The 20,660-nt window shown below is 65.3% G+C and carries 24 protein-coding genes and 1 other RNA gene; 10 read left to right on the top strand and 15 right to left on the bottom strand.

Features of this window, described 5'->3' with window-relative positions; translation table 11 throughout:
- Nucleotides 1-130: 130 nt before the first annotated feature.
- Nucleotides 131-2,086 (bottom strand): extracellular solute-binding protein, encoded by a 1,956-nt coding sequence (locus I8N54_RS17170; RefSeq protein WP_140196679.1) that lies wholly within the window; start codon nucleotides 2,084-2,086, stop codon nucleotides 131-133.
- A 234-nt stretch (nucleotides 2,087-2,320) separates the two neighbouring features.
- On the bottom strand, nucleotides 2,321-2,842 hold the full coding sequence (locus I8N54_RS17175; RefSeq protein ID WP_140196681.1) for a c-type cytochrome: 522 nt from the start codon (nucleotides 2,840-2,842) through the stop codon (nucleotides 2,321-2,323).
- A 116-nt stretch (nucleotides 2,843-2,958) separates the two neighbouring features.
- Between I8N54_RS17175 and I8N54_RS17180 the strand changes: the two genes are divergently transcribed.
- Nucleotides 2,959-3,816: a prephenate dehydratase gene (locus tag I8N54_RS17180; RefSeq protein ID WP_140196683.1), complete on the top strand. Its 858-nt coding sequence runs from the start codon at nucleotides 2,959-2,961 to the stop codon at nucleotides 3,814-3,816.
- 7 nt (nucleotides 3,817-3,823) lie between these two features.
- Nucleotides 3,824-4,561, top strand: coding sequence for a class I SAM-dependent DNA methyltransferase (locus tag I8N54_RS17185; RefSeq protein WP_140196685.1), 738 nt, complete (start codon nucleotides 3,824-3,826; stop codon nucleotides 4,559-4,561).
- Nucleotides 4,562-4,563: 2 nt separating this feature from the next.
- On the opposite strand, the gene I8N54_RS17190 is transcribed toward I8N54_RS17185, so the two are convergent.
- Nucleotides 4,564-5,031 (bottom strand): SRPBCC family protein, encoded by a 468-nt coding sequence (locus tag I8N54_RS17190; protein ID WP_140196687.1) that lies wholly within the window; start codon nucleotides 5,029-5,031, stop codon nucleotides 4,564-4,566.
- A 36-nt stretch (nucleotides 5,032-5,067) separates the two neighbouring features.
- Nucleotides 5,068-6,033: an NAD(+) diphosphatase gene (gene nudC, locus I8N54_RS17195; protein WP_140196689.1), complete on the bottom strand. Its 966-nt coding sequence runs from the start codon at nucleotides 6,031-6,033 to the stop codon at nucleotides 5,068-5,070.
- Between the two features lie 295 nt (nucleotides 6,034-6,328).
- Between nudC and ffs the strand changes: the two genes are divergently transcribed.
- The 5 genes from ffs (at nucleotide 6,329) to recR (ending at nucleotide 10,799) form a co-directional block, all read left to right on the top strand.
- An RNA gene (ffs, locus tag I8N54_RS17200) (signal recognition particle sRNA small type) lies at nucleotides 6,329-6,426 on the top strand.
- Between the two features lie 148 nt (nucleotides 6,427-6,574).
- Nucleotides 6,575-7,615 (top strand): ribosome small subunit-dependent GTPase A, encoded by a 1,041-nt coding sequence (rsgA, locus tag I8N54_RS17205; RefSeq protein ID WP_140196691.1) that lies wholly within the window; start codon nucleotides 6,575-6,577, stop codon nucleotides 7,613-7,615.
- Between the two features lie 342 nt (nucleotides 7,616-7,957).
- Nucleotides 7,958-9,703 (top strand): DNA polymerase III subunit gamma/tau, encoded by a 1,746-nt coding sequence (locus tag I8N54_RS17210; RefSeq protein ID WP_140196693.1) that lies wholly within the window; start codon nucleotides 7,958-7,960, stop codon nucleotides 9,701-9,703.
- Nucleotides 9,704-9,766: 63 nt separating this feature from the next.
- A complete protein-coding gene (locus I8N54_RS17215; protein WP_140196695.1) occupies nucleotides 9,767-10,111 on the top strand; it encodes a YbaB/EbfC family nucleoid-associated protein in 345 nt (114 codons plus the stop codon).
- Between the two features lie 94 nt (nucleotides 10,112-10,205).
- Nucleotides 10,206-10,799 (top strand): recombination mediator RecR, encoded by a 594-nt coding sequence (gene recR / locus I8N54_RS17220; RefSeq protein ID WP_140196697.1) that lies wholly within the window; start codon nucleotides 10,206-10,208, stop codon nucleotides 10,797-10,799.
- Nucleotides 10,800-10,871: 72 nt separating this feature from the next.
- Here recR and I8N54_RS17225 read toward each other — a convergent pair whose 3' ends face one another.
- Nucleotides 10,872-11,651, bottom strand: coding sequence for a DUF1013 domain-containing protein (locus tag I8N54_RS17225; RefSeq protein WP_140196699.1), 780 nt, complete (start codon nucleotides 11,649-11,651; stop codon nucleotides 10,872-10,874).
- A 132-nt stretch (nucleotides 11,652-11,783) separates the two neighbouring features.
- Here I8N54_RS17225 and I8N54_RS17230 point away from each other — a divergent pair, with 132 nt between their 5' ends.
- Nucleotides 11,784-12,416, top strand: a complete 633-nt coding sequence (locus I8N54_RS17230) for a ribonuclease T2 family protein (RefSeq protein WP_140196701.1) — start codon at nucleotides 11,784-11,786, stop codon at nucleotides 12,414-12,416.
- Here I8N54_RS17230 and I8N54_RS17235 read toward each other — a convergent pair.
- Genes I8N54_RS17235 through I8N54_RS17255 form a run of 5 tightly spaced genes read right to left on the bottom strand, consistent with a single transcriptional unit; the run spans nucleotide 12,413 to nucleotide 16,559 of the window.
- Complete coding sequence (locus I8N54_RS17235) at nucleotides 12,413-13,513, bottom strand: cystathionine gamma-lyase (protein WP_140196703.1); 1,101 nt, start codon at nucleotides 13,511-13,513, stop codon at nucleotides 12,413-12,415. The two genes, I8N54_RS17230 and I8N54_RS17235, sit on opposite strands and share 4 nt — an antisense overlap.
- A 51-nt stretch (nucleotides 13,514-13,564) precedes the next feature.
- The gene (locus I8N54_RS17240) at nucleotides 13,565-13,996 is read right to left on the bottom strand and encodes a VOC family protein (protein WP_140196705.1); all 432 of its coding nucleotides are present in this window, start codon (nucleotides 13,994-13,996) and stop codon (nucleotides 13,565-13,567) included.
- Nucleotides 13,993-14,805 carry an aldo/keto reductase gene (locus I8N54_RS17245; protein ID WP_140196706.1) on the bottom strand — a complete coding sequence of 271 codons (813 nt, stop codon included), beginning with the start codon at nucleotides 14,803-14,805 and terminating at the stop codon, nucleotides 13,993-13,995. The genes I8N54_RS17240 and I8N54_RS17245 overlap by 4 nt, the downstream gene beginning before the upstream one ends.
- A 48-nt stretch (nucleotides 14,806-14,853) precedes the next feature.
- Nucleotides 14,854-15,831 carry an NAD(P)H-quinone oxidoreductase gene (locus I8N54_RS17250; RefSeq protein WP_140196708.1) on the bottom strand — a complete coding sequence of 326 codons (978 nt, stop codon included), beginning with the start codon at nucleotides 15,829-15,831 and terminating at the stop codon, nucleotides 14,854-14,856.
- 26 nt (nucleotides 15,832-15,857) lie between these two features.
- Nucleotides 15,858-16,559, bottom strand: coding sequence for a COQ9 family protein (locus I8N54_RS17255; protein WP_140196710.1), 702 nt, complete (start codon nucleotides 16,557-16,559; stop codon nucleotides 15,858-15,860).
- A gap of 113 nt (nucleotides 16,560-16,672) precedes the next feature.
- On the opposite strand from I8N54_RS17255, the gene rpsU reads away from it, so the two are divergent.
- Nucleotides 16,673-16,879: a 30S ribosomal protein S21 gene (gene rpsU / locus I8N54_RS17260; protein WP_007255353.1), complete on the top strand. Its 207-nt coding sequence runs from the start codon at nucleotides 16,673-16,675 to the stop codon at nucleotides 16,877-16,879.
- A gap of 88 nt (nucleotides 16,880-16,967) precedes the next feature.
- On the opposite strand, the gene I8N54_RS17265 is transcribed toward rpsU, so the two are convergent.
- The 4 genes from I8N54_RS17265 to I8N54_RS17280 all read right to left on the bottom strand — a co-directional run bounded on the left by I8N54_RS17265 (nucleotide 16,968) and on the right by I8N54_RS17280 (nucleotide 19,219).
- The gene (locus I8N54_RS17265) at nucleotides 16,968-17,393 is read right to left on the bottom strand and encodes a hypothetical protein (protein WP_140196712.1); all 426 of its coding nucleotides are present in this window, start codon (nucleotides 17,391-17,393) and stop codon (nucleotides 16,968-16,970) included.
- Nucleotides 17,353-17,922, bottom strand: a complete 570-nt coding sequence (locus tag I8N54_RS17270; protein ID WP_140196714.1) for a copper chaperone PCu(A)C — start codon at nucleotides 17,920-17,922, stop codon at nucleotides 17,353-17,355. Before I8N54_RS17270 ends, I8N54_RS17265 begins: the two co-directional genes overlap by 41 nt.
- Nucleotides 17,923-17,987: 65 nt before the next feature.
- Complete coding sequence (locus I8N54_RS17275; RefSeq protein WP_140196716.1) at nucleotides 17,988-18,593, bottom strand: exopolysaccharide biosynthesis protein; 606 nt, start codon at nucleotides 18,591-18,593, stop codon at nucleotides 17,988-17,990.
- Nucleotides 18,594-18,664: 71 nt separating this feature from the next.
- Nucleotides 18,665-19,219, bottom strand: a complete 555-nt coding sequence (locus I8N54_RS17280) for a thioredoxin family protein (protein WP_140196718.1) — start codon at nucleotides 19,217-19,219, stop codon at nucleotides 18,665-18,667.
- A 117-nt stretch (nucleotides 19,220-19,336) separates the two neighbouring features.
- Between I8N54_RS17280 and yghU the strand changes: the two genes are divergently transcribed.
- Nucleotides 19,337-20,167, top strand: a complete 831-nt coding sequence (gene yghU / locus I8N54_RS17285; protein ID WP_140196720.1) for a glutathione-dependent disulfide-bond oxidoreductase — start codon at nucleotides 19,337-19,339, stop codon at nucleotides 20,165-20,167.
- Nucleotides 20,168-20,214: 47 nt separating this feature from the next.
- Here yghU and mscL read toward each other — a convergent pair whose 3' ends face one another.
- Nucleotides 20,215-20,649, bottom strand: a complete 435-nt coding sequence (gene mscL / locus I8N54_RS17290; RefSeq protein WP_140196722.1) for a large conductance mechanosensitive channel protein MscL — start codon at nucleotides 20,647-20,649, stop codon at nucleotides 20,215-20,217.
- Nucleotides 20,650-20,660 lie beyond the last annotated feature (11 nt).

The raw sequence follows: 20,660 nt of genomic DNA on the forward strand, positions 1-20,660 counted from the left end.
TGCGACGACCTCGACCTGTTCCGTCGGCAGGACGTAAGACACGGAACAGGCGTCGGCGGCAAGGCCGGACAGGTCCCGGAGGGCCCGCCCGGACGTCACAAATCCGGGATGGGGTACAGTCATTCCGGGATTACTGGAATGCCCCGGCGGCTTCGAGTTCGGCCGCCGCCTCTTCGTCATACCACCAGAAGTCCAGCTGTCCGACCGAGTAGGGCGGCAGCTCTTCCGGGTGGCGGAACATGTCGTAGTAGGCGACCCACTGCTCGCTGTTGAACCACTGCGGCACCTCGAAGTGGAGGGAGCGCAGCACGCGGTCCAGCGCGCGGGTCGAGTTCTGCAGTTCTTCCAGCGTGTCGGCCTCGGTCACCAGCGGGATCAGCCGATCGACTGCCTCGCTCTGGAGGCGCTGGAGGTTGCGGGAGCTTTCGCCCGCCGTCTCGGAGCTGAACCACTGCTTCAGTTCGGTGCCGGGCTCCAGCGACATGGAGAAGCCCGCGTTGGTGAGGTCGAAGTCACCGGACAGGCGGCGTTCCTGGTACGTCGAGGAATCGACCCGTTCCAGAACACCACGGACGCCAAGCGCCTCGAGGTTCTCGATGTAGGGGTTCACGATGCGATCGAACTGCGGAGAGAACTGGAGGATCACCACCTCGAGCACTTCGCCGTCCTTTTCGTAGTAGCCGCTGTTGCCGATCTCCCAGCCGGCTTCGGTCAGCAGGCGCGTCGCCTCGCGCAGCGCACCGCGACCGGGCCGGTTTTCGCCCGGATCGTTGACCGGCGGGATCACGGCCTCCGCGGTCAGGATGCTCTCATCCAGCAGGCCTTCCTCGACCAACGGCTCGAGGATCGCCAGTTCGCCTTCGGTCGGCGTCCCCATCGCGGCGAGGTCGGTGTTCGGCCAGAAGGACTCCGGCCGCGCGTAGAGGCCGTAGAACAGCGTTTCGTTCGACCATTCGAAGTTGAACATCAGTTCGACCGCCTGGCGGGTGCGCTGATCCTGCCACTTCTCGCGGTCCATGTTGAACACGAAGGCCTGCCGCGTCCCGACGGTGCCGTCGGGGATCGTCTCCTGCACGGCCCAGCCGTTGTCGAGCGCGGGGAAGTCGTAGCCGGTCGCCCAGAGGAGCGAGGTGTTCTCGGACCGGAAGGTATATTCGCCGGCCTTGAAGCCTTCGAATGCGGCGGCGCCGTCGGCGAAATACTCGACACGGATCGTCTCGAAGTTGCCGCGGCCGATGCTGAACGGGTGGTCTGCGCCCCAGTAGTCCGGGTTGCTGCGGTAGATGATCTGCCGGTTGTAGTCGAAACTGTCGAGCATGTACTGCCCGGTCGACATCAACGGCTCCTCGCTCGGCTCGTCGAGGCGCTGACCGGTTTCCTCGAACCACGCCTTGGAGAAGACGGGTGTGCCGCCGGCGAAGCTGATCCGGTCGCGCATCGGCGCGTCGTCGGTAAAAGTGAACTTGACCGTGTGATCGTCCAGCACCTCGACCGTGTCGAGCCACGTGGACCGCACGACCCGGAACTCTGAGATGCCCTGCTCGAGAAAGAGCTCCATCGAGAACTTCACGTCCTCGGCCGTCATCGGCGTGCCGTCCTGGAAGGTCACGTCGTCACGCAGGTTGAATATGACGTAGGACAGGTCCTCCGGGTACTCCATCGTCGTGCAGAGGAAGCAATACATCCCGTAGGGATCGTCGGCGGTGCCGGTCAGGATCGCTTCGCTGCTGATCGTGGAGAGCGCGGCGGCGACGCCCTGGAACGCATAGAGGTTGAAACTGTCGAAGGTGCCCTGCGACCAGATCGCGATCTCCCCGCCCTTGGGGGCGTCGGGGTTCACGTAGTTCAGGTGTTCCATGTCCGCGGGGTACATCAGCTCGCCGAAATTGGCGTAGCCGTGACTCTCGATCACTTCGCTGTCCGACACGTCTGCCTCGGGCTCGGCGTCGGTCTCCTGCGCGCGGGCGTCGACGGCCCAAAGAAGCGTGCCGACGAGCAGAAGCGACCCGCCGAGGGCGGTGCCCCATTTGCCGCCCAACGGGGCGCTTGCGGGAACGGCAACCGAACGGGACGTGTGACGGGACATGATACCTCTCCTGTCGTGTGCAGCTTGATCTGCGGGACCCGTTTTCCGGGCCTCTCGACTAAGACCTGTAGCTAAAAGGCAGGCTGACGAACAATCAAGGCGAGAAATCGTCAGCAGCCCGTGATCGGCCGTGTGCCGTAGCCCTGTTGCCGGAAGAGGGGGAGTCGAACGCAAAACGGCGCGGAAATCCGCGCCGTTCGGGGCCGCTTTGGTGCGGCGGAGATTGCGAGGCGCTCAGCCGCCGACCGTCTCGAGATAGGCGATGAGGTTCGCGCGATCCTCGATCCGGCGCATGCCGCCGTAGGACATCGCGGTGCCCGGCGCGAAGCCGCGCGGGTTCTCGATGAAGTGGTTCAGGTTCTCGGGGGTCCAGGTCTCGACGACCTCTTCCAGCGCGCCGGAGTAGCTGAAGCCTTCGACCGCATCGACCGGGCGGCCGACCACACCGGCCAGCGACGGACCGGTGCGGTTTTCGCCCGGCTCCAGCGAGTGGCAGGTCTGGCAGTTGCGGAACAGGCCTTCGCCCTCGGCCGGATCGGCGGCTGCAAAGACTTCCTCGAAGGCCGGGCCTTCTTCCTCGGCGGCGCCGTCGCCACCCTCGCTGCTTTCCTCGACAGCGATCGAGTAGGCCTGTTCACCTTCACCGTGACCGCCGGGGTGGTAGATGCCTTCCGCGGCCCAGCCACCGAGCAGGAAGATCAGGAAGGTCCCGCAGAACCCGCCGATGATCTTGGTCATGGTCATTGTGTCGAACATGTCGCGATCCGCCTCGAACTGAATTTCGCGCCCATGTATCCGCTTCAAGACGGCCTGTGCAAGATGTAGCACCGCGACGAAATGCCCATTTTGCCGCTCCGGGGGGAGCAAGAGGGATGCCTGGAAGAATAGCGTTCCAGGGCGAACTCGGCGCTTACGGCCATCAGGCCTGTGTCGAAGCGCGGCCCGATCTGGAGCCGCTGCCCTGCCCTACGTTCGAGCATGCGATTGAATCCGTGCGAAAAGGTGATGCCGAACTCGGCATGATCGCGATCGAGAATTCGACATACGGACGTGTCGCCGACGTCCACCACCTGCTGCCGGAAAGCGGTCTGCACATCGTGGACGAGCACTTCCTGCGGGTGCGGATCAATCTGCTGGGCGTGCCCGGTGCGCAACTGTCGGACGTCCGCCGGGTTCGGTCGATGTCGATCCTGCTCGGCCAGGCGCGGCAATTCATCCGCGACCACGAACTCGAAACGCTCGACTGGACAGACAATGCCCGCGCCGCCCGCGACGTCGCCGAGAACGGCGACTACGCCGAGGCCGCGCTCGCCTCGGAACTCGCCGCGCAGGCCTACGGGCTGAACGTGCTGGCGCGCCACATCGAGGATCACGACCGCAACACGACGCGCTTCCTCATCATGTCGCGGGAGCCGGACTTCTCGCGCCGGGGCAACAGCGCGATGATCACCAGCCTGATCTTCCGGGTCCGCAACATCCCCGCCGCGCTCTACAAGGCGATGGGCGGGTTCGCGACGAACGGGATCAACATGACCAAGCTGGAAAGCTACATGGTCGACGGCAACTTCTCCGCGACGCAGTTCTATGCGGAGATCGAGGGCCACCCCGACGACCGCTCGGTGCAGCTTGCGCTCGACGAGCTCGACTATTTCACCGAACGGCTGCGGCTGATGGGTGTCTTCCCGGCCAACCCGCGCCGCTACGAGCGACCCCGACCCAACAGTGACTGAGAGCGCGATGCTGAGCCAGGAGGACGTCTGGGACCGCGAAGCGGCGGAAGAATACGACACTCCCGGTGAAGGCATGTTCGCGCCCGAGGTGATCGGTCCAACCGTCGAGACGCTGAAACGGCTGGCGAACGGCGGTCCGGCGCTCGAGTTCGCGATCGGGACCGGCCGGGTCGCGGTGCCGCTTCAGGACGCTGGCGTGCCGGTCAGCGGGATCGAACTGTCGGCGCCGATGATCGCGCAGTTGCGCAGCAAGGTGGACGCGGCAACGATCCCGGTCGTTCAGGGCAGCATGGTGGACGCCGAGGTGCCCGGTGACTTTTCTCTCGCTTACCTCGTCTTCAACACGATCGCGAACCTGATGACACAGGCGGAGCAGGTCGAGTGCTTCCGCAACGCCGCCCGGCATCTCGCCCCCGGCGGCCGCTTCGTCATCGAGCTTTGGGTGCCGCAATTGCCCCGCGCCGCCGCGCCGCAGGCGACGGTCGAAGTGTCGGAGGACGGATATATCCTCGTCGATACGTTCGATGTCGTGACGCAGCACCTCGTCTCGCACCATGTGAGGTTCGCGGAAGGTCGCGAGGCGCGGCTGTTCCGCTCTCCGCATCGCTACATCTGGCCGTCGGAGCTCGACCTCATGGGCGAGCTGGCTGGGTTCGAACTGGAGAGTCGGTCAGCGGACTGGTCCGGCGCGCCCTTCACGGGCGACAGCCGATCCCATGTGTCGGTCTACCGCTTGAAAGGCTGAGCTCAGACCTTTTCCCGGTGACTGATCTCGATCTCGCGGGCGACCTTCGCCATCCGATCCTTGAGACGCTTGTCGAGACTGCTCTTGGCGAGCTTCAGCGACTGGATCATCAGGCGCGCGGCGAGCGTCGTCGGCCGCATCTCGATCGCGACCATGAGCCGGGTGCGCGTGCGCGACAGCTGGACGAGGTCGATCGTCGTGAGGCCGTCGATGCCGGTCGTCGTGGCGCCGACGCTGATGCTGTTCGGCGGATCGAAGGTCGTCACGGTGGCGGTGAGGTCGCGGCGCCGGCCCCGGAAATTGAAGCCGACCTTCCAGCGCGATCCGACGCCGATCCCGGTTCCGCCATCGAGCCGCTGCACATCCGCGCCACGGCGCAGGGCCTGACGTTCGAACGTCGCATGGTCGGTGACGTGAGCGAACACGTGGTCGATCGGAGCTTCGATATCTTCGCGCGTGGAGAACTTCATGGCCGCCCTTCTGATCCTCTTTCGTTGATTCTTCGTTCAATCGAGCCTGTCAGCCAGCCAATAGCGCAACAGGAAGGCGGCAATGGCACCGCCGCGCGGCGCTCGTATGACGGGATCCGTACCGGCGAAGACGTCCAGCATCCGTTCCCGGCTCACCCATGTGGCCTGCTCGATCTCGACGGGGTCGACTTCGATCTCCGTCGATTCCGCCTCGCCGATGCAGCCGAGCATGAGGGACGCGGGGAATGGCCAGGGCTGGCTGGCGAGGTAGTTCACCTTGCCGACCCTGACGCGGGTTTCCTCGAAGACCTCGCGGCGGACCGCCGCCTCGATCGTCTCTCCCGGTTCGATGAAGCCGGCGAGGAGGGAGAACATGCCGTCCGGCCAGCCGGGCGATCGTCCGAGAAGAACGGAATTTCCCTTGACCACCAGCATGATGACCACGGGGTCTGTGCGCGGAAAATGATGCCCGCCGCAGTCCGGGCAGCGGCGCTGCCAGCCGCCGTCGACCATCTCGCTCGGCTGTCCGCAGACGGAACAGAAGCCGTGGCTCGCATGCCAGCCGAACAGGGCCTTCGCGGTCGCCGCGAGTTCAGCCTCGCGCGGCGTGAGGGCGGTCATGATGGCGCGCAGGTCGTGGAACTCCGCACCGTCGGGCGCGTCCGGGTGTGCGACCGAGACCGAAGAGAACGGCGCAGGTTTCGGCGCGTCCTCGGGCAGGTCGGGCTCCCACGGGGCGAGCTCTTTGGCAAAGACCGGTCCCGCCTCGTCCCGGCCGACGAAGATCCGTTCGTCCGTCGTGCCGGACAGGACCTTTGACTCTTCCGGGAGCCGGGTCAGCGCCGATCCGTCCGGCGCCGCAAGGATCATGCCCCGCCAGAGAAGAAGTGTCCGCGCTTCCGGAGTCGCGGCCAGACGGTCGAGCTCCGCCGGATCGCGCCGAAGCTCTGCCGCTCGGTCGAGCCCGGACCCGCCGAATGTCACCGTCTCTGCCAGTTTCATGCATCTCCCGTCGCATGCGACAAAACGCTTGGCAATCTGGCTTTTCCGCATCTGTCGCGGGCGTTAAACCTGAGGTTGAAACACGGTCGACAGATGCCGCCTGACCCGCCGGATGAAAGGGGCGCGATCCGCGAAGGCACGCTCGGGCTGCTCCGGCTCACGCGCGACACGCAATCTGCAGGGTGACCTCACCGGCATCGGCTTTCCCGACGACCGGCAAAGTCGTGCGGGTCGTGTGCACTCTTCGAGGCCACGAGGCTTGCGTTTCGGGGTCGGGATGGCTAAGTCCTCTTGTCGAGAGGTTGGCGCGGGCAGGCACCTCGCCAACCCGGTCAGGTCCGGAAGGAAGCAGCCGTAACGAGCCACGCTTGGGTCGTTGTCAGCCTCTCACCTAAGACTACGTGATTGCCTCGTTTTTCGGAGACAGGGGAGGGCCAGGATGATTGTCGCAGCGCACCTCCCGGGCGCGGTCTAAGCCGCCCGGCCAGTTCCCGTTGCCTACGCGGCTCGGGTTCAAGCCATTGTTCCGAAAGAAAAACCAATGACAATTTATTCGCGCGCCGACCTCGGCTGGCGCCACCATTTCGCCCTGCAGTGCGGCGAAATCACCGAGCCCGACGCGGCCCGGCTGACCGGTATCGACCGTGACCGCGTCTCGGCCCTGTCTCCTGACGGGCCGTTGGTCCTGACTTGTCCGCAGGGCCTGTCCACCGGAGAGCTCGCCGTCGGGGACTGGACATTGTTCGATCCCGACTCGCACCGCATTATCCGTCGGCTGGAGCCGTTTAGCGCCATCAAGCGCAAGGCGGCCGGACGCGAGGCGCGGACGCAACTGATCGCGGCGAACGTCGACACGCTGGGGATCGTCACCTCCTGCAACTCCGACTTCAACGAGGCGCGGCTGGAGCGTTACCTCGCGCTGGCATCCAGCGCCGGATGCATGCCGCTGATCCTGCTGACGAAGGCCGACATGGCGGAGGATCCGGACGAGTACCGGCACCGCGCCACGGCACTTTCGCCGCTTGCGGTTGCCGAGACGCTCGACGCGACCGATCCGGGGGAGCTGTCGCGGCTGTCCGGCTGGGTCGGCACGGGTCAGACGATGGCGCTCGTCGGATCGTCCGGTGTGGGCAAGACGACGATCACAAACGGGCTCACCGGCGCGTCGGACCTCACCCAGGATATCCGCGAGGACGATGCGAGGGGCCGGCACACGACCACCGCCCGTTTTCTGAAGCGCACCGTCTCCGGCGGGTGGCTGATCGACACGCCGGGGATGCGGGAGCTGGGCCTCGCCGATGCCTCCGACGGAATCGCCGAGGTCTTCGGCGACATCGAAGACCTGGCCGCTGCGTGTCGATTCAACGATTGCAGCCACGAGTCGGAGCCAGGCTGCGCCGTGAAAGCCGCGATCGACAGTGGCGAGCTGGATCCCGAGCGACTGAAGCGGTGGGACAAGCTGAAGCGGGAGGACCGCTACAATTCCGAATCCATCGCCGAGACTCGCGCGCGGGCACGGTCGCTGAACAAGCTCTACCGGGGTGGCTCCGCCCGCGCGAAAGAAAAGCGGCGGATCGAGTGAGACCGGGCCGGCCCCGCCGAGGTGCGGGGCCGGTTCCGTCGGACCGTTCTAGACGATTCCGTGCGCGACGACGCTCTCGGGATGGTTCTCCATCCGATCCCTGAGGAGCGCCGACCGCTTTCATGGCGGGCCAGCTGGCGAAGTCGTTCCGCGCCACGACATGCAGGTAGTCCGCGTGTTTCATCGGCTCTCCCACCGGCCTCGGCCGGTCGGCGCGAACGCGGCTCGTCGCGCCGACGTCACCGGCGGCGTGATCCTTTACAAACCTCGCCCTGGCCGGGAACGCCGGTGGACCTTGCCCGGCGGCGGCCTTACCTTGGCCGCGTCCCGACGGAGTGAATGATGTCCGACGCCCCCGCCTATCAGGTGCTCGCCCGCAAGTACCGGCCCGAGACGTTCGCCGACCTCGTCGGACAGGACGCCATGGTGCGCACGCTGAAGAACGCCTTCGCGGCGGACCGCATCGCGCAGGCCTTCATCATGACGGGCATCCGGGGCACCGGGAAGACGACGACCGCACGGATCATCGCGAAGGGTCTCAACTGCATCGGCCCCGACGGAGAGGGCGGCCCGACGACCGAACCCTGCGGCGTCTGCGAACATTGCACCGCCATCATGGAAGGCCGCCATGTCGACGTGATGGAGATGGATGCGGCTTCGCGCACTGGCGTCGGCGACATCCGCGAGATCATCGACAGCGTACATTACCGGGCGGCCTCGGCGCGCTACAAGATCTACATCATCGACGAGGTTCACATGCTGTCGACGAGCGCGTTCAACGCGCTACTCAAGACGCTTGAAGAACCGCCCGCCCACGTGAAGTTCATCTTCGCGACGACCGAGATCCGCAAAGTACCGGTGACGGTCCTGTCGCGCTGCCAGCGGTTCGACCTGCGCCGGATCGAACCGGAAGTGATGATCGCGCTGCTCCGTCGCATCGCCGACGCCGAGAAGGCCGAGATCGCGGACGATGCGCTCGCCCTGATCACACGGGCGGCCGAAGGCTCCGCCCGCGACGCCGAGAGCCTGCTCGACCAGGCGATTTCCCATGGCGCGGGGGAGACGACGGCCGAACAGGTCCGCGCGATGCTCGGTCTCGCCGACCGGGGCCGCGTGCTCGACCTGTTCGACACGATCCTGCGGGGCGATGCCGCCGCGGCCCTGACCGAGCTGTCCGGCCAGTATGCCGACGGTGCGGACCCGATGGCGGTGATCCGCGACCTCGCCGAGATCTGTCACTGGGTCTCCGTCATCAAGATCACGCCCGAGGCCGCCGAGGATCCCACCGTGTCGCCCGAAGAGCGGGATCGCGGGCGCGAGATGGCCGAGGCACTACCGATGCGGGTGCTGTCGCGGATGTGGCAGATGCTGCTGAAAGCGCTCGAGGAAGTCGCGAGTGCCCCGAACGGCATGATGGCGGCCGAGATGGCGGTGATCCGCATGACCCACGTGGCCGACCTGCCCACGCCGGGAGAACTGGTCCGCAAGCTGTCGTCCGAGCAGCCGCCGCCCCCGCCCCCGCACGGCGGCGGCGGAGCACCGCAACCGGCGCCACAGCAGGGCGCGAACGGGGCTGGCGGACATCTGTCCGGTGGTGGCGGCTCTGCTGGGCCGACCTCGCACGGGTCGCTCGCGGTGAAGGCCGAGTCCGCCCTGGCGCGCTATGTCGCGTTCCCGGACGTTGTGGAACTGATCCGCGCGCATCGCGACGTGAAATTGCTGGTCGAAGTTGAATCGAACCTGCGGCTGGTATCCTACGCACCCGGCCGGATCGAGTTCGAGCCAACGGAGACAGCGCCGCCCGACCTGGCCCAGAAGCTCGGCAGCCGGCTGCAAAGCTGGACAGGTGTCCGCTGGGCGATCTCCGTCGCGACCGGCGGCGGCCCGACGATTGCGGAGGAACGCGACGCCGCCGACCTGCAGCTGAAGTCGGAGGCCGCGGCGCATCCCCTGGTTCAGGCTGTGCTGAAGGCATTTCCAAAGGCCAAGATCACCGACGTCCGCACCGCCCGCGCCGTGGCGGAAGAGGCGGAGGCCGACGCGCTGCCGGAAGTCCCGGACGAATGGGATCCGTTCGAGGACGAGTGAGCGCCTTGTGACCGGGCGCGGCCCTGCATAGGTTGATCCGGACCTCTAACGGGAGACACAGCTATGCTGAAAGGCTTGGGCAATCTTGGCGACATGGCCAAGATGATGAAGTCCGCGCAGGAAATGCAGGGCAAGATGGCCGAGCTCCAAGAACAGATGGAGCAGATGGAAGTGACGGGCGAAAGCGGTGCGGGGCTGGTGAAAGCCACGGCGACCGTGAAGGGCGAGCTGAAGGCGCTCGACATCGACCCGTCGATCTTCGATCCGAACGAGAAGGAAGTCGTCGAGGACCTGATCCTCGCTGCTATCAAGGACGCCCAGGGCCGGGCGCAGACCAAGATGCAGGAAGAAATGTCGCGAATGGCCGAAAGCCTTGGCCTGCCGCCGGGCATGAACCTGCCGTTCTGAACCGGGACACGTGTGGCACTTGAAATTTCTCGCGCGCCGTAACGGTTTTTCAATGAAAAACCGATATCGAATTTTCGACGAAAATTCGTAAGGGATGGCTGATCCTCGCAACGATCTCGAGACGCTGATCGAGCTCATGGCAAAGCTGCCGGGCCTCGGCCCGCGATCGGCGCGGCGCGCAGTACTGCACCTGATCAAGAAGCGCGGCGTGTTGCTGTCACCCCTCGCCGAAGCGATGACGCGGGTCGGTCAGACTGCGCGCGAATGCCTGAACTGCGGCAACATCGCCACCGGAGACCTCTGCGACATCTGCACCAGCGAAAAGCGCGCCAACGGCCAGATATGCGTGGTCGAGGATGTCGCCGACCTCTGGGCGATGGAGCGCGCCGCGGTCTTCAGGGGGCGTTACCACGTGCTCGGCGGGACGCTGTCCGCGCTTGACGGGATCGGACCGGAGGAACTGCGCATTCCCAAGTTGCGCGATCGGATCTCGGCCGAATCGGTGAGCGAGGTGATCCTCGCGCTCGGAGCCACGATCGACGGGCAGACGACGGCGCATTACATCGTCGACGAACTGCCGGGCGTGACGGTGACGTCGCTGGCGCAAGGCGTGCCCGTTGGCGGAGAACTCGACTATCTCGACGACGGAACGATCACTGCGGCGCTGAACGCGCGAAAGTCCCTCTGACCTCTGCACAAACGAAAGCCGGGGACCAAAGGCCCCCGGTCTGCAAACTTCCGTAACAGAGAAACGCCGACCTCAGCGGTCGTCGTCCTCGTCATCCTCGTCGCCGTTGTCGGGCAGGTTGAAGAGGCTGTCGGCGTCCGGATAATCCTCGGAAGACCCGCTTTCGCTGTCGCGCGGATCGTCGGCCTCTTCCCCGTCGGAGAGCGAGAATGTCTCGAGGCCCGAAATAGCGGTCGGCATCCGCGGCTCGGGATCCATGCCGAGCGATTGCTCGGTGGAGACCAGCTTGCGGCGCTCGTCGTCGGTCATCACGCTGCCTTCCTTGGCGCGCTTCTCGGCGGCCTTGGCGACGGCGGCGTCCAGCTCACCCTGCTTGCAGAGGCCCAGCGCGACGGGGTCGATCGGCTCCATCTGGCTGATGTTCCAGTGCGTGCGCTCGCGGATCGACTGGATCGTCGGCTTGGTCGTACCGACGAGCTTCGAGATCTGCGCGTCCGCCAGTTCGGGGTGGAACTTCACGAGCCAGAGGATCGCGTTCGGGCGGTCCTGACGCTTGGACAGCGGCGTGTAGCGCGGGCCGCGCCGCTTTTCCTCACCAACGGAGGCCGGGTTGAATTTCAGACGCAGCTTGTGAAGCGAGTCCTTCTCGGCCTTGTCGATCTCTTCCTGGGTCAGCTGGTTGTTGGCGATCGGGTCGAACCCCTTCACGCCCGCGGCCACGTCGCCGTCGGCGATGCCCTGAACCTCGAGCTCGTGCATCCCGCAGAAATCGGCGATCTGCTTGAAGCTCATCGTGGTGTTGTCGACCAGCCAGACGGCGGTGGCCTTTGCCATGAGCGGCTTGTCGGACATAGCCTTGCCTCCTTACGAACAATCCTTTCCCCTGCCCCGGCTTGGGGGCGAGCCGCTTTCGGCTCCGGTTCTCGTTGTCGGGGAACTCGCCGGCTATATAGTCTCCCGCGCGCCATCTTGAAAGGTCCAAAAATGCTGTGCCGCCTGCTGCTCCTGTCGCTGTTTGCCGCATCACCAGTCCGGGCGGACGACGTCGCAGGCGAATTCGACTATTACGTGATGGCGCTGTCGTGGTCGGCGAACTGGTGCGAGATGGAGGGCGACGAGCGCGGATCGCCCCAGTGCGCCCCGTCGGAGGACTTCGGCTGGGTGCTTCACGGGCTCTGGCCCCAGTACGAACGCGGCTGGCCGTCCGACTGCCGGACATCGGAACGCAATCCGTCCCGGGCGGAAACGTCGGAGATGGCGTGGCTCTTCGGATCCTCGGGGTCGGCATGGCACCAGTGGAACAAGCACGGCACCTGTACGGGTCTGTCCGCCCCCGACTTCTATCTGCTGGCGGGTGAGGCGTATGATCGCGTCAGCCGCCCAGAGGTGTTTCGTCGGCTGGAACGGTCCGTGCGCCTGCCCGCCGAGGTGGTGGAAGAGGCCTTCCTGCGCGATAACCCGGAGCTGTCGCCGGACGGAGTCACGGTGACGTGCCGGTCCGGCTACATTCAGGAAGTCCGTATCTGCCTGACCCGCGACCTCGAATTCCGCGACTGCGCCGCCGACACGCGGGCGGATTGCACTCTGGACGACGCCCTGTTCGAGCCCATGCGCTAGCCGAGCGCGGCCTCGAGCGCGGACCAAAGCTCCTCCAGAGGTTCGCAGCCGACGGACAGGCGGACGAAGGCGGCGGGCACGTCGTCGCCCCACCGCGCGCGGCGCTCGGCACTGGAATGCACGCCCCCGAACGACGTCGCGGGCCGCAGGAGCGGGCAGTCGTTGATGAAGGCCTCCGCCTTTTCCTCGGTTTCGAGCCAAAGGCCGATCATGAAGCCGAACCGGGACATCTGTCGCGTCGCGAGCGCGTGTCCGGGATCGGACGGCAGTCCGGGATAGCGGATCTGCGAGACGGCGGGATGTTCGGCGAGCCTTTCGGACAGGTGTCCGGCCGTTGTGCACATCCGGTCGAAACGGACCTCCAGCGTCTCCAGCGAGCGATGCAGGAGCCAGGCCTCGAACGGACCGGGGATACCGCCGGAGAGGGTGCGCCATGTTCGGGCGGCGTCGAGCAGCGCGTCGTCCCGCGTCGACAGGTGGCCCATCAGCAAGTCGGAATGACCGCCGGGGGCCTTGGTGTCGGCGGCGACGAGGATATCGGCGCCGAGGTCGAGCGGCCGCTGTCCGAAGCAGGTCATGGTCGTGTTGTCGACAACACTGATCCCGCCGGCGGCACGGACCTGTCCGGCGATCTCGGCGATGTCGCATAGGTCGAGACCGGGGTTCGACGGGGTTTCGATGAAGACCAGTCGGTAGCCATCGAACCTGCCTTCGGCGAAGCCCGTTGTCGGGCGGAGGTCGGTCGCCACACCCAGACTGGCAAGCGGACCTTCCGCCAGACGCCGGGTCGCATAATAGCCGTCGGAGGGCAGCAGAATGCGATCGCCGGACTTCAGGACGGAGAAGAGCGCCGCCGAGATCGCACCCATCCCGGAGGGAAACACCAGCGTCGGTGCCCCTTCGAGGTGCGACAGAGCCGATTCGAGCACGTCCCAGGTCGGCGTGCCGGCGCGACCGTAGAAATGTTCTCCACCCGGCAGACCCGGCAAGTGGAACATGCTGGCCATTGTCAGATCAGGCGAGATCGGATCGCCCTTCGACAACGACTGGCCGTGAAGATGCAGCAGATCCGCGGCAGAGGGCGGCTTCGGAGGCATGGCGGGGTCCTGTCTTACGGCGCGGCGGGGAACGGGGGGCAGGGCGACGCCCTAGGCCCGACCGTCCGGGTAGACCGCCGGGCCCTTGATCTCGAGCTTGTTGCCGAACGGGTCGCGAATGTAGAACGAATTCCCGACACCGCGAGCGCCGCCATGCTCCGCCTCGCGCTCGATCTCCACGCCGTGCGCGGCGAAATGGGCGCGCAGGTCGTCGGGGTCGACCGGGGAGGTGGCGATGCAGACGTGATCGACGTTGCGCCCGCCCGCGACCGGCGGGACGGCAGCGGATGCACCGGGATGGGTCGTATCCCAGAGAACGATCAGCGCCGCGCCGGTCCAGACCTGCTCCATCCCCAGGGCGGGATAGGAGTAACCCGGCTGACAGCCGAGCACCCCCTGGTAGAAGGCCATCGCGACGTCCATGTCATCGACGAGGAAGACGACATGGTCGATACCGACCAGCGTGAAGGGCGGCGCGCTCATTCCTCGTCCCACGCAGGGCACCACGACCCGTTCACGCAACGCATGTTGCGATCCAGCCCGTCGATGGTCTTGAGCTGGGCGGCGGTCAGCTGCACCTCGGTCGCCGCGAGGTTCTCGGCGATACGGTCGGTGTTGCTGGACGAGGGAATGACGATGTAGCCCTGCGCCATCAGGTAGGACAGCGCGACCTGGCTCGGCGTTGCACCGATGTCGTCCGCGATGCCCTGCAGCGTCACGTCCTCCGGCACGGCCCGCCGCGCGAGGGGGCAATAGGCCGTCAGCGGAATACCGAGCGACTTGCAGTGCTCGACGATCGGCCGGTTGGCAAGAAACGGATGAAGTTCGATCTGGTTGGTCGTGATCGCATCGGCGCCGAGGATCTCGACCGCCTTGTCGATGTGGCGGATCGTGAAGTTCGACACGCCGATGGTGCGGGCAAGTCCGGCGGCTTTCACGTCGGCCAGCTGTCCGAGATAGTCCTCGATGTCGTACTTGTCGTCGATGGAGGGCCAGTGCGCGAGGAGCAGATCGACCTGATCGAGGCCGAGCCGTTCGAGGCTCGCTTCGGCATGGGGGCGGACCTCGCCCGGGCCGAAGTTCTCGGGAGCGACCTTCGTGGTGATCCAGAAATCGTCGCGGGCAACGCCACTCTCGGCGATCCCCTGCCCGACGTCCTTCTCGTTCTCGTAGCCTTCGGCGGTGTCGATATGGCGGTAGCCGGCTTCGAGAGCGGCAAGCACGCCGTTCCGGGCTTCATCGCCACGGCGCTGCCAGGTGCCGTAGCCGATCTTCGGGATGGCATCGAGCATGTTGTCCTCCGTTCCATGTTCGCTGGCCGGAACCCTAGTCTACTTTGCTCAGACCTCCAGAACGATCTTGCCGATATGTGTCGAACTCTCCATCCGCTCGTGAGCTTTGGCGGCGTGCTCGAGCGAGAACGTCTCATCCATCACTGGCGCGATCCGGCCCGACGACAGGAGCGGCCAGACGTGCTCGCGCAGTTCGGCGGCGATGGCCGCCTTGGCGGCAACCGACTGCGGACGGAGGGTGGAGCCGGTGACGACGAGGCGACGCATCATGATCTCGGCGAAGTTAACCTCCGCCTTGGGCCCTTCGAGGAAGGCGATCTGCACGAGCCGCCCCTCGTCGGCGAGGGTCTTGATGTTGCGCGGAATGTAGGAGCCACCGACCATGTCGAGCACGAGATCCGCGCCGCCCTCCGCCTTGAGGATGTCGACGAAATCCTCTTCGCGATAGTTGATCGCCCGCTCCGCACCGAGCCGTTCGCAGGCCGCGCACTTCTCGGTCGATCCCGCCGTCGCGAAGACCCGCGCGCCGAAGTGGGCCGCAAGCTGGATCGCCGTCGTGCCGATTCCGGAAGAGCCGCCGTGGATAAGGAACCGTTCGCCGCCGGTGAGGCCTCCGCGCATGAAGACATTGGACCAGACGGTAAAGAAGGTCTCCGGCAGGCAGGCCGCCTGCTTCAGGTCGAGACCGTCAGGCACCGGAAGGCAGTGCGCCGCCGGAGTGACGACCTGTTCGGCATACCCACCGCCGGGCAGCAGAGCGCAGACTTCGGCCCCGACTTCGGGGGTCGCGACGCCGGGACCGACGGCGACGACAGTGCCCGCGCCTTCGAGGCCGGGAAGATCGGACGCGCCCTTCGGCGGGGCATACATGCCCGCCCGTTGCAGCGCGTCAGGACGGTTCACGCCGGTATAGGCGAGGCGGATCAGCACTTCGCCGTATCCGGGTTGCGGGACGGGCCGGGTCGCGGGGGTCAGCACTTCCGGACCGCCGGGCTTCGAGATCTCGATGACGCGCATGCTTTTCATTCCGGCTCCTCCTCCGGTTCCTTCGATCAGCTCTTCGGCGGAACCCAGCTTCCGGGCATGTCCATCGGGGGCGTGCCACCACGCGGCGCGCGAACCTTTTCGGACAGGCGCGCGAGTGGCGCCGTAAAGGGGCGAAGCAGCGAATTCTGGTTCACCTGCGCCTTCACCTTCTCGATCTGCATCACATCGCCGATCCGGCGGTCGATGAAGTCGTCCGTGGCCTGCTGGTCGAGGCTGTCGTCGCCGAGCCAGTAGAGCACCGTCGCGCCGTAGACGCCCGACAGCGACATGCGCTTCGTGTACCAGTTCAGATCGTCGGAACTGTCGCCAAGCGTGGTCCAGATCATGTCCGCCGTACCCCAGATCAGCCGGGAGCCTTCAAGCGCGAGATGCGGCAGCGAGAACATCGCCGTTCCGCGCCGGACCGCCTCCTTGTCGGTGATCGCGTCGATTCGCACCCGGACGGCGCGGGCCACCTTGTCGCGGAACCGCAGCGTCGACAGGTCCTCTTTCATGAGGTCTGCGCGCGCAGCCTCATCGCCGCGGCGATGATAGTCGGCGGCGAGGTCCACGGCACCCTTTGGGCAAAGCCGACGCGCTTCGGCCGGGGTAACACCGACGGTCGAGATCGCTTCTCGGAAGGCCTTTTCGGACCAGCCGTCGAAAGCGACGTGGGGCAGGATAGCGTCGAGGAGTTCGACGCGTTTCGGGTCTGGCGGGGCGTTCATCTGAGACGTCCTTTCGTCATCCGGCTCTTGCTGGACAAGCTAGGTCTTCGTTGATATATGGCCACCTCCTGCAAGTCCTTGCAACTTCAACCCAGAAAGGTGGTGACAACCACATGCAGGTCAGTGTTCGCGACAACAATGTCGACCAGGCGCTCCGCGCCCTGAAGAAGAAACTTCAGCGCGAAGGCGTTTTCCGCGAAATGAAGCTCAAGCAGCATTTCGAGAAACCGTCGGAGAAGAAGGCGCGCGAGAAGGCTGAGGCGATCCGCCGCCAGCGCAAACTCGCCCGCAAGAAGGCCCAGCGCGAAGGGCTTCTCTGAGCGTACTGCTGGAACACTTCTAGTGTTTTGACGACCCCCGTGGCACTTGCCCGGGGGTTTGTCGTTTCAGGGGTCCGCGTTCGGCGGATCAGTTCGTCAGGACGGGACGCGCACCGACCAGCCGGACGGCCTGATAGGTCTGGGGATCGTCCACCAGTTCGAGCGTGCCGGTGACCGAAACTTCGGTTGCCTCGGGCACGTCGGGCATCGGCTCGTCGAGAAACACCTCGAGCGTGACGCCATAGCCGCCGGATCCGCAGAACGGGCAGTCAGCGGGATCGGGCACCAGCAGGAAGTTGGTGGTGTAGGCTTCCGCTTCGATCGGAACGTAGAAGCCGCTGATGGTTAACTGGCCGCCGGCCGCATCGACGAGTGCCGCCGGCACTTCCTTGATCACCGTCCACTCACCGTCGTTCTGTTCCTCGAGATACCTGATCTCGTTGATAAGGTCCCAGCTGTCGGCGAGCGCCGCACTACTCGTGCATGTGGCCAGCATGAGAATGCTGCTGAGCATTCTCCGCTTCCACGTCGACATTGACGTGAAGATGTCCAAGCTCTTCGAACTCCAGTTCCACTTCGAAGGCATCGCCTTCGGCGAACGGGCCGTCGATGCCTTCAAGCAGAATGTACACAGTGTCGGGACGCATGTCGAACATGGTGCCACCGGCGACCTCGAGCATCTCGAGCGGCAGCGGATCACCGCCGGCGTTGATCGGAGCGCCGACAAGCGAGGCGGAGTCGGCCATCTCGGCCTCAGCACCGGACAGGACGGCGATCTGTTCGCCGTCATTGTCGATGCTCATGAAGACGAGCGCGTCCGGCCCGGACGTCGCGCGGGACCAGGCGTGGAGCACGCGAAGATCGCCGAGTTCGGAGACGTGACCGTCGTCGTCATGCGCGTGGTCTTCCTGATGGTCATGGGCATCGTCCGCCGCGTGGGCTTCCTCATGCTCATGGTCATGATGCTCTTCCTCATGCTGATCGTCCTGCGCGAAAGCGACGACGGGTGACAGGAGAAGGGCGACGGCGAGAAGATGGCGCATGGGACAGATCCGTAACTGAGTTCGAGACGTCGTGTAATGTTATAACGTCACAGATCTATGACAGGTCACTGAGCCACCATCAACCAGATGAATACCGGCACCAGCGACGCCAGCGCCATGAAGGCCATGCCGCCGATCACGTAGAAGCCGTCCCGGGCAAGGAAGCTGACCGAGAAGAACAGCACGGCCATACCGAGGATCGAGGAGGAAAACGGAAGCAGCTCCAGCATCGGCATCGACGCGCCGCAGATCATCGCCAGCGCCTGCGGGATCTTCACGCCGGGGTTTGTGCAGAGGAACAGGAGCCGGTCCCGGCTGTGTCCGTCGATCCAGTCCGCGACCCGCGCGATCCGTGACATGGCCCGGCCGAGCTGCCAGCCCCTGATGCTGCGCCGCATCAGGACCTCCGGCAGCCAAAGGTGCTCGCGATGCAGGATCATCTGCAGGGCCACCAGCGCGATGGTTATCCCGCAGACGGACGAGAAGAACGGAATCCCCGACAGGGGCGACACCACGAGGATGGCAGGGATCATCAGTCCGGGAACAAAGGAGGCGGCGCCGAAGGCCTCCAACAGGTCCCCCAGCGACAGCCAGTCGCGCTCGGAGGCCGCCTCCAGCCGCTCAACGATGTCCCGCACAGGGTGCTTCGACTGAAACGTGAAATCCGACACGCGGGGACGTCCTTGATGACTTCTCCGCTAGATGTGCCCAAACCCCGTCACTTGCAACGGCGCAGCCTCCGTCAGGCGGCTTTCCACTTGATCGAACAGCCCATCGAGGGGACCTGCTCGCGCGGGCCCTGCCCCGTCTCGGCGACCTGCTTCATCGCTTCGAACAGGTCGCGGCGCAGGTCTTCGGGGCCCGCCTTGTTGCGCGACGCGTCGAGGCGACCGCGATACTGAAGCTCCAGGTCCTTGTTGAACCCGAAGAAGTCGGGCGTGCAGGCCGCGTCGTAGGCGCGGGCGACCGACTGATCTTCGTCATGCAGGTAGGGGAAGAAAAACCTGTTCTGCTTCGCGAAGGCCTGCATATTCTCGTAGGAATCGTCCGGGTGGCTTTCGGGATCGTTCGAACAGATCGCCGCGAAGCCGACGCCCAGTGGTGCGAGGTCCCCGGCATCGCGCACGATCCGGTCAATGACCGCTTTCACATAAGGACAGTGATTGCAGATGAAGGCCAGAACGAGCCCGTTCTCGCCCTTCAGATCGTCCAGCGAATAGAAGTGCGTGTCGGTCGCGACGAGCCGGAAATCCGGCGCCTTCCAGCCGAAGTCGCAGACGGGCGGTGTGGCGGCCATGGTCTCTCTCCCTCATTGCCTTGGTTCGGGCGCACAGGTAGTGCGCCGCTCCCCGGTTGCCACGGACGCAGGCAGGCATAAGGTGCCCCCGAACCGATGATCCCCGAGGAGTAGGACATGAGCGATACCTATACGCCCCCCAAGGTCTGGACGTGGGACCGCGAGAATGGCGGCCAGTTCGCCAGCATCAACCGCCCGATCGCCGGGCCGACGCACGACAAGGAATTGCCGGTCGGCGAACATCCGTTTCAGCTCTACTCGCTCGGCACGCCGAACGGGCAGAAGGTCACGATCATGTTCGAAGAGCTGCTCGCCGCCGGTCACACGGGTGCCGAGTACGATGCGTGGCTCATCAACATCGGCGAGGGTGACCAGTTCGGGTCGGGCTTCGTCGAGATCAACCCGAACTCCAAGATTCCCGCGCTGCTCGACCGGTCCGGACCGGAGCCGGTGCGGCTGTTCGAATCCGGGTCGATGCTGATCCACCTCGCCGAGAAGTTCGGCGCGTTCCTCGCCTCCGACGGCGCGGCGCGGGTCGAGACGATCAACTGGCTGATGTGGCAGATGGGCAGCGCCCCGTTCGTCGGCGGCGGCTTCGGCCACTTCTATGCCTATGCGCCCGAGAAGTACGAATATCCGATCAATCGGTACGCGATGGAGACGAAGCGGCAGCTCGACGTGCTCGACCGGGAGCTCGCGGACAAGCCCTACATCGCTGGCGACGAGTACACGATCGCCGACATGGCGATCTGGCCGTGGTACGGAAACATGGCGCTTGGCGGCGCCTACAACGCGGGCGAGTTCCTCGACGTTGCGAGCTACACCAACCTCGTGAAGTGGGCGGAGAAGATCCGGGACCGTCCCGCTGTCGAGCGCGGCCGCCGCGTGAACAAGGGCAATCCCGAGGAAGGCATCAAGGAGCGGCACTCGGCCGCCGACCTCGACTGACGGCGACAGGTAGGATGGGGGTCTGCCCCCATCCTACGCCAGAGGGCTCATGGCTTGCTGAGCGAGTCCCGGATCTCGATCAGAACATCCAGCTCGGACGGGCCGGTCTTCACCTCGGGCACCACATCGTCGGGCTTTTCGGCCGCGGACTTGATGCGGTTCACGCTCTTCACGAGCATGAAAACCACGAAGGCTATGATCAGGAAATTGATGCAGGCGGTGATGAAGGCGCCGTAGGCGAAGACCGCCGCGCCGCTCTCGCGCGCGACCTCGAGACCCGGACGCGGATCAGGGACATCGCCGGACAGCACGACATACATCGAGGTAAAGTCGATCCCGCCAAGGATCAGGCCGATCACCGGGTTGATCAAATCGTTGACCAATGACTGCACGATCGCAGTAAAAGCCGCCCCGATGATGATACCGACCGCAAGGTCCATCACGTTGCCCTTGGCGATGAAGTCCTTAAATTCCTTGATCATTCCTATGCCCC

The organism is Pelagovum pacificum, assembly GCF_016134045.1.
GTDB classification, from domain to species: Bacteria; Pseudomonadota; Alphaproteobacteria; order Rhodobacterales; family Rhodobacteraceae; genus Oceanicola; species Oceanicola pacificus_A.

Bases quoted from the DNA above. Each gene is read 5' to 3' on its own strand.
- I8N54_RS17170 (WP_140196679.1), bottom strand. From the start codon at position 2,086: ATGTCCCGTCACACGTCCCGTTCGGTTGCCGTTCCCGCAAGCGCCCCG.
- I8N54_RS17175 (WP_140196681.1), bottom strand. From the start codon at position 2,842: ATGTTCGACACAATGACCATGACCAAGATCATCGGCGGGTTCTGCGGG.
- I8N54_RS17180 (WP_140196683.1), top strand. From the start codon at position 2,959: ATGCCTGGAAGAATAGCGTTCCAGGGCGAACTCGGCGCTTACGGCCAT.
- I8N54_RS17185 (WP_140196685.1), top strand. From the start codon at position 3,824: ATGCTGAGCCAGGAGGACGTCTGGGACCGCGAAGCGGCGGAAGAATAC.
- I8N54_RS17190 (WP_140196687.1), bottom strand. From the start codon at position 5,031: ATGAAGTTCTCCACGCGCGAAGATATCGAAGCTCCGATCGACCACGTG.
- nudC (WP_140196689.1), bottom strand. From the start codon at position 6,033: ATGAAACTGGCAGAGACGGTGACATTCGGCGGGTCCGGGCTCGACCGA.
- rsgA (WP_140196691.1), top strand. From the start codon at position 6,575: ATGACAATTTATTCGCGCGCCGACCTCGGCTGGCGCCACCATTTCGCC.
- I8N54_RS17210 (WP_140196693.1), top strand. From the start codon at position 7,958: ATGTCCGACGCCCCCGCCTATCAGGTGCTCGCCCGCAAGTACCGGCCC.
- I8N54_RS17215 (WP_140196695.1), top strand. From the start codon at position 9,767: ATGCTGAAAGGCTTGGGCAATCTTGGCGACATGGCCAAGATGATGAAG.
- recR (WP_140196697.1), top strand. From the start codon at position 10,206: ATGGCTGATCCTCGCAACGATCTCGAGACGCTGATCGAGCTCATGGCA.
- I8N54_RS17225 (WP_140196699.1), bottom strand. From the start codon at position 11,651: ATGTCCGACAAGCCGCTCATGGCAAAGGCCACCGCCGTCTGGCTGGTC.
- I8N54_RS17230 (WP_140196701.1), top strand. From the start codon at position 11,784: ATGCTGTGCCGCCTGCTGCTCCTGTCGCTGTTTGCCGCATCACCAGTC.
- I8N54_RS17235 (WP_140196703.1), bottom strand. From the start codon at position 13,513: ATGCCTCCGAAGCCGCCCTCTGCCGCGGATCTGCTGCATCTTCACGGC.
- I8N54_RS17240 (WP_140196705.1), bottom strand. From the start codon at position 13,996: ATGAGCGCGCCGCCCTTCACGCTGGTCGGTATCGACCATGTCGTCTTC.
- I8N54_RS17245 (WP_140196706.1), bottom strand. From the start codon at position 14,805: ATGCTCGATGCCATCCCGAAGATCGGCTACGGCACCTGGCAGCGCCGT.
- I8N54_RS17250 (WP_140196708.1), bottom strand. From the start codon at position 15,831: ATGAAAAGCATGCGCGTCATCGAGATCTCGAAGCCCGGCGGTCCGGAA.
- I8N54_RS17255 (WP_140196710.1), bottom strand. From the start codon at position 16,559: ATGAACGCCCCGCCAGACCCGAAACGCGTCGAACTCCTCGACGCTATC.
- rpsU (WP_007255353.1), top strand. From the start codon at position 16,673: ATGCAGGTCAGTGTTCGCGACAACAATGTCGACCAGGCGCTCCGCGCC.
- I8N54_RS17265 (WP_140196712.1), bottom strand. From the start codon at position 17,393: ATGCTCAGCAGCATTCTCATGCTGGCCACATGCACGAGTAGTGCGGCG.
- I8N54_RS17270 (WP_140196714.1), bottom strand. From the start codon at position 17,922: ATGCGCCATCTTCTCGCCGTCGCCCTTCTCCTGTCACCCGTCGTCGCT.
- I8N54_RS17280 (WP_140196718.1), bottom strand. From the start codon at position 19,219: ATGGCCGCCACACCGCCCGTCTGCGACTTCGGCTGGAAGGCGCCGGAT.
- yghU (WP_140196720.1), top strand. From the start codon at position 19,337: ATGAGCGATACCTATACGCCCCCCAAGGTCTGGACGTGGGACCGCGAG.
- mscL (WP_140196722.1), bottom strand. From the start codon at position 20,649: ATGATCAAGGAATTTAAGGACTTCATCGCCAAGGGCAACGTGATGGAC.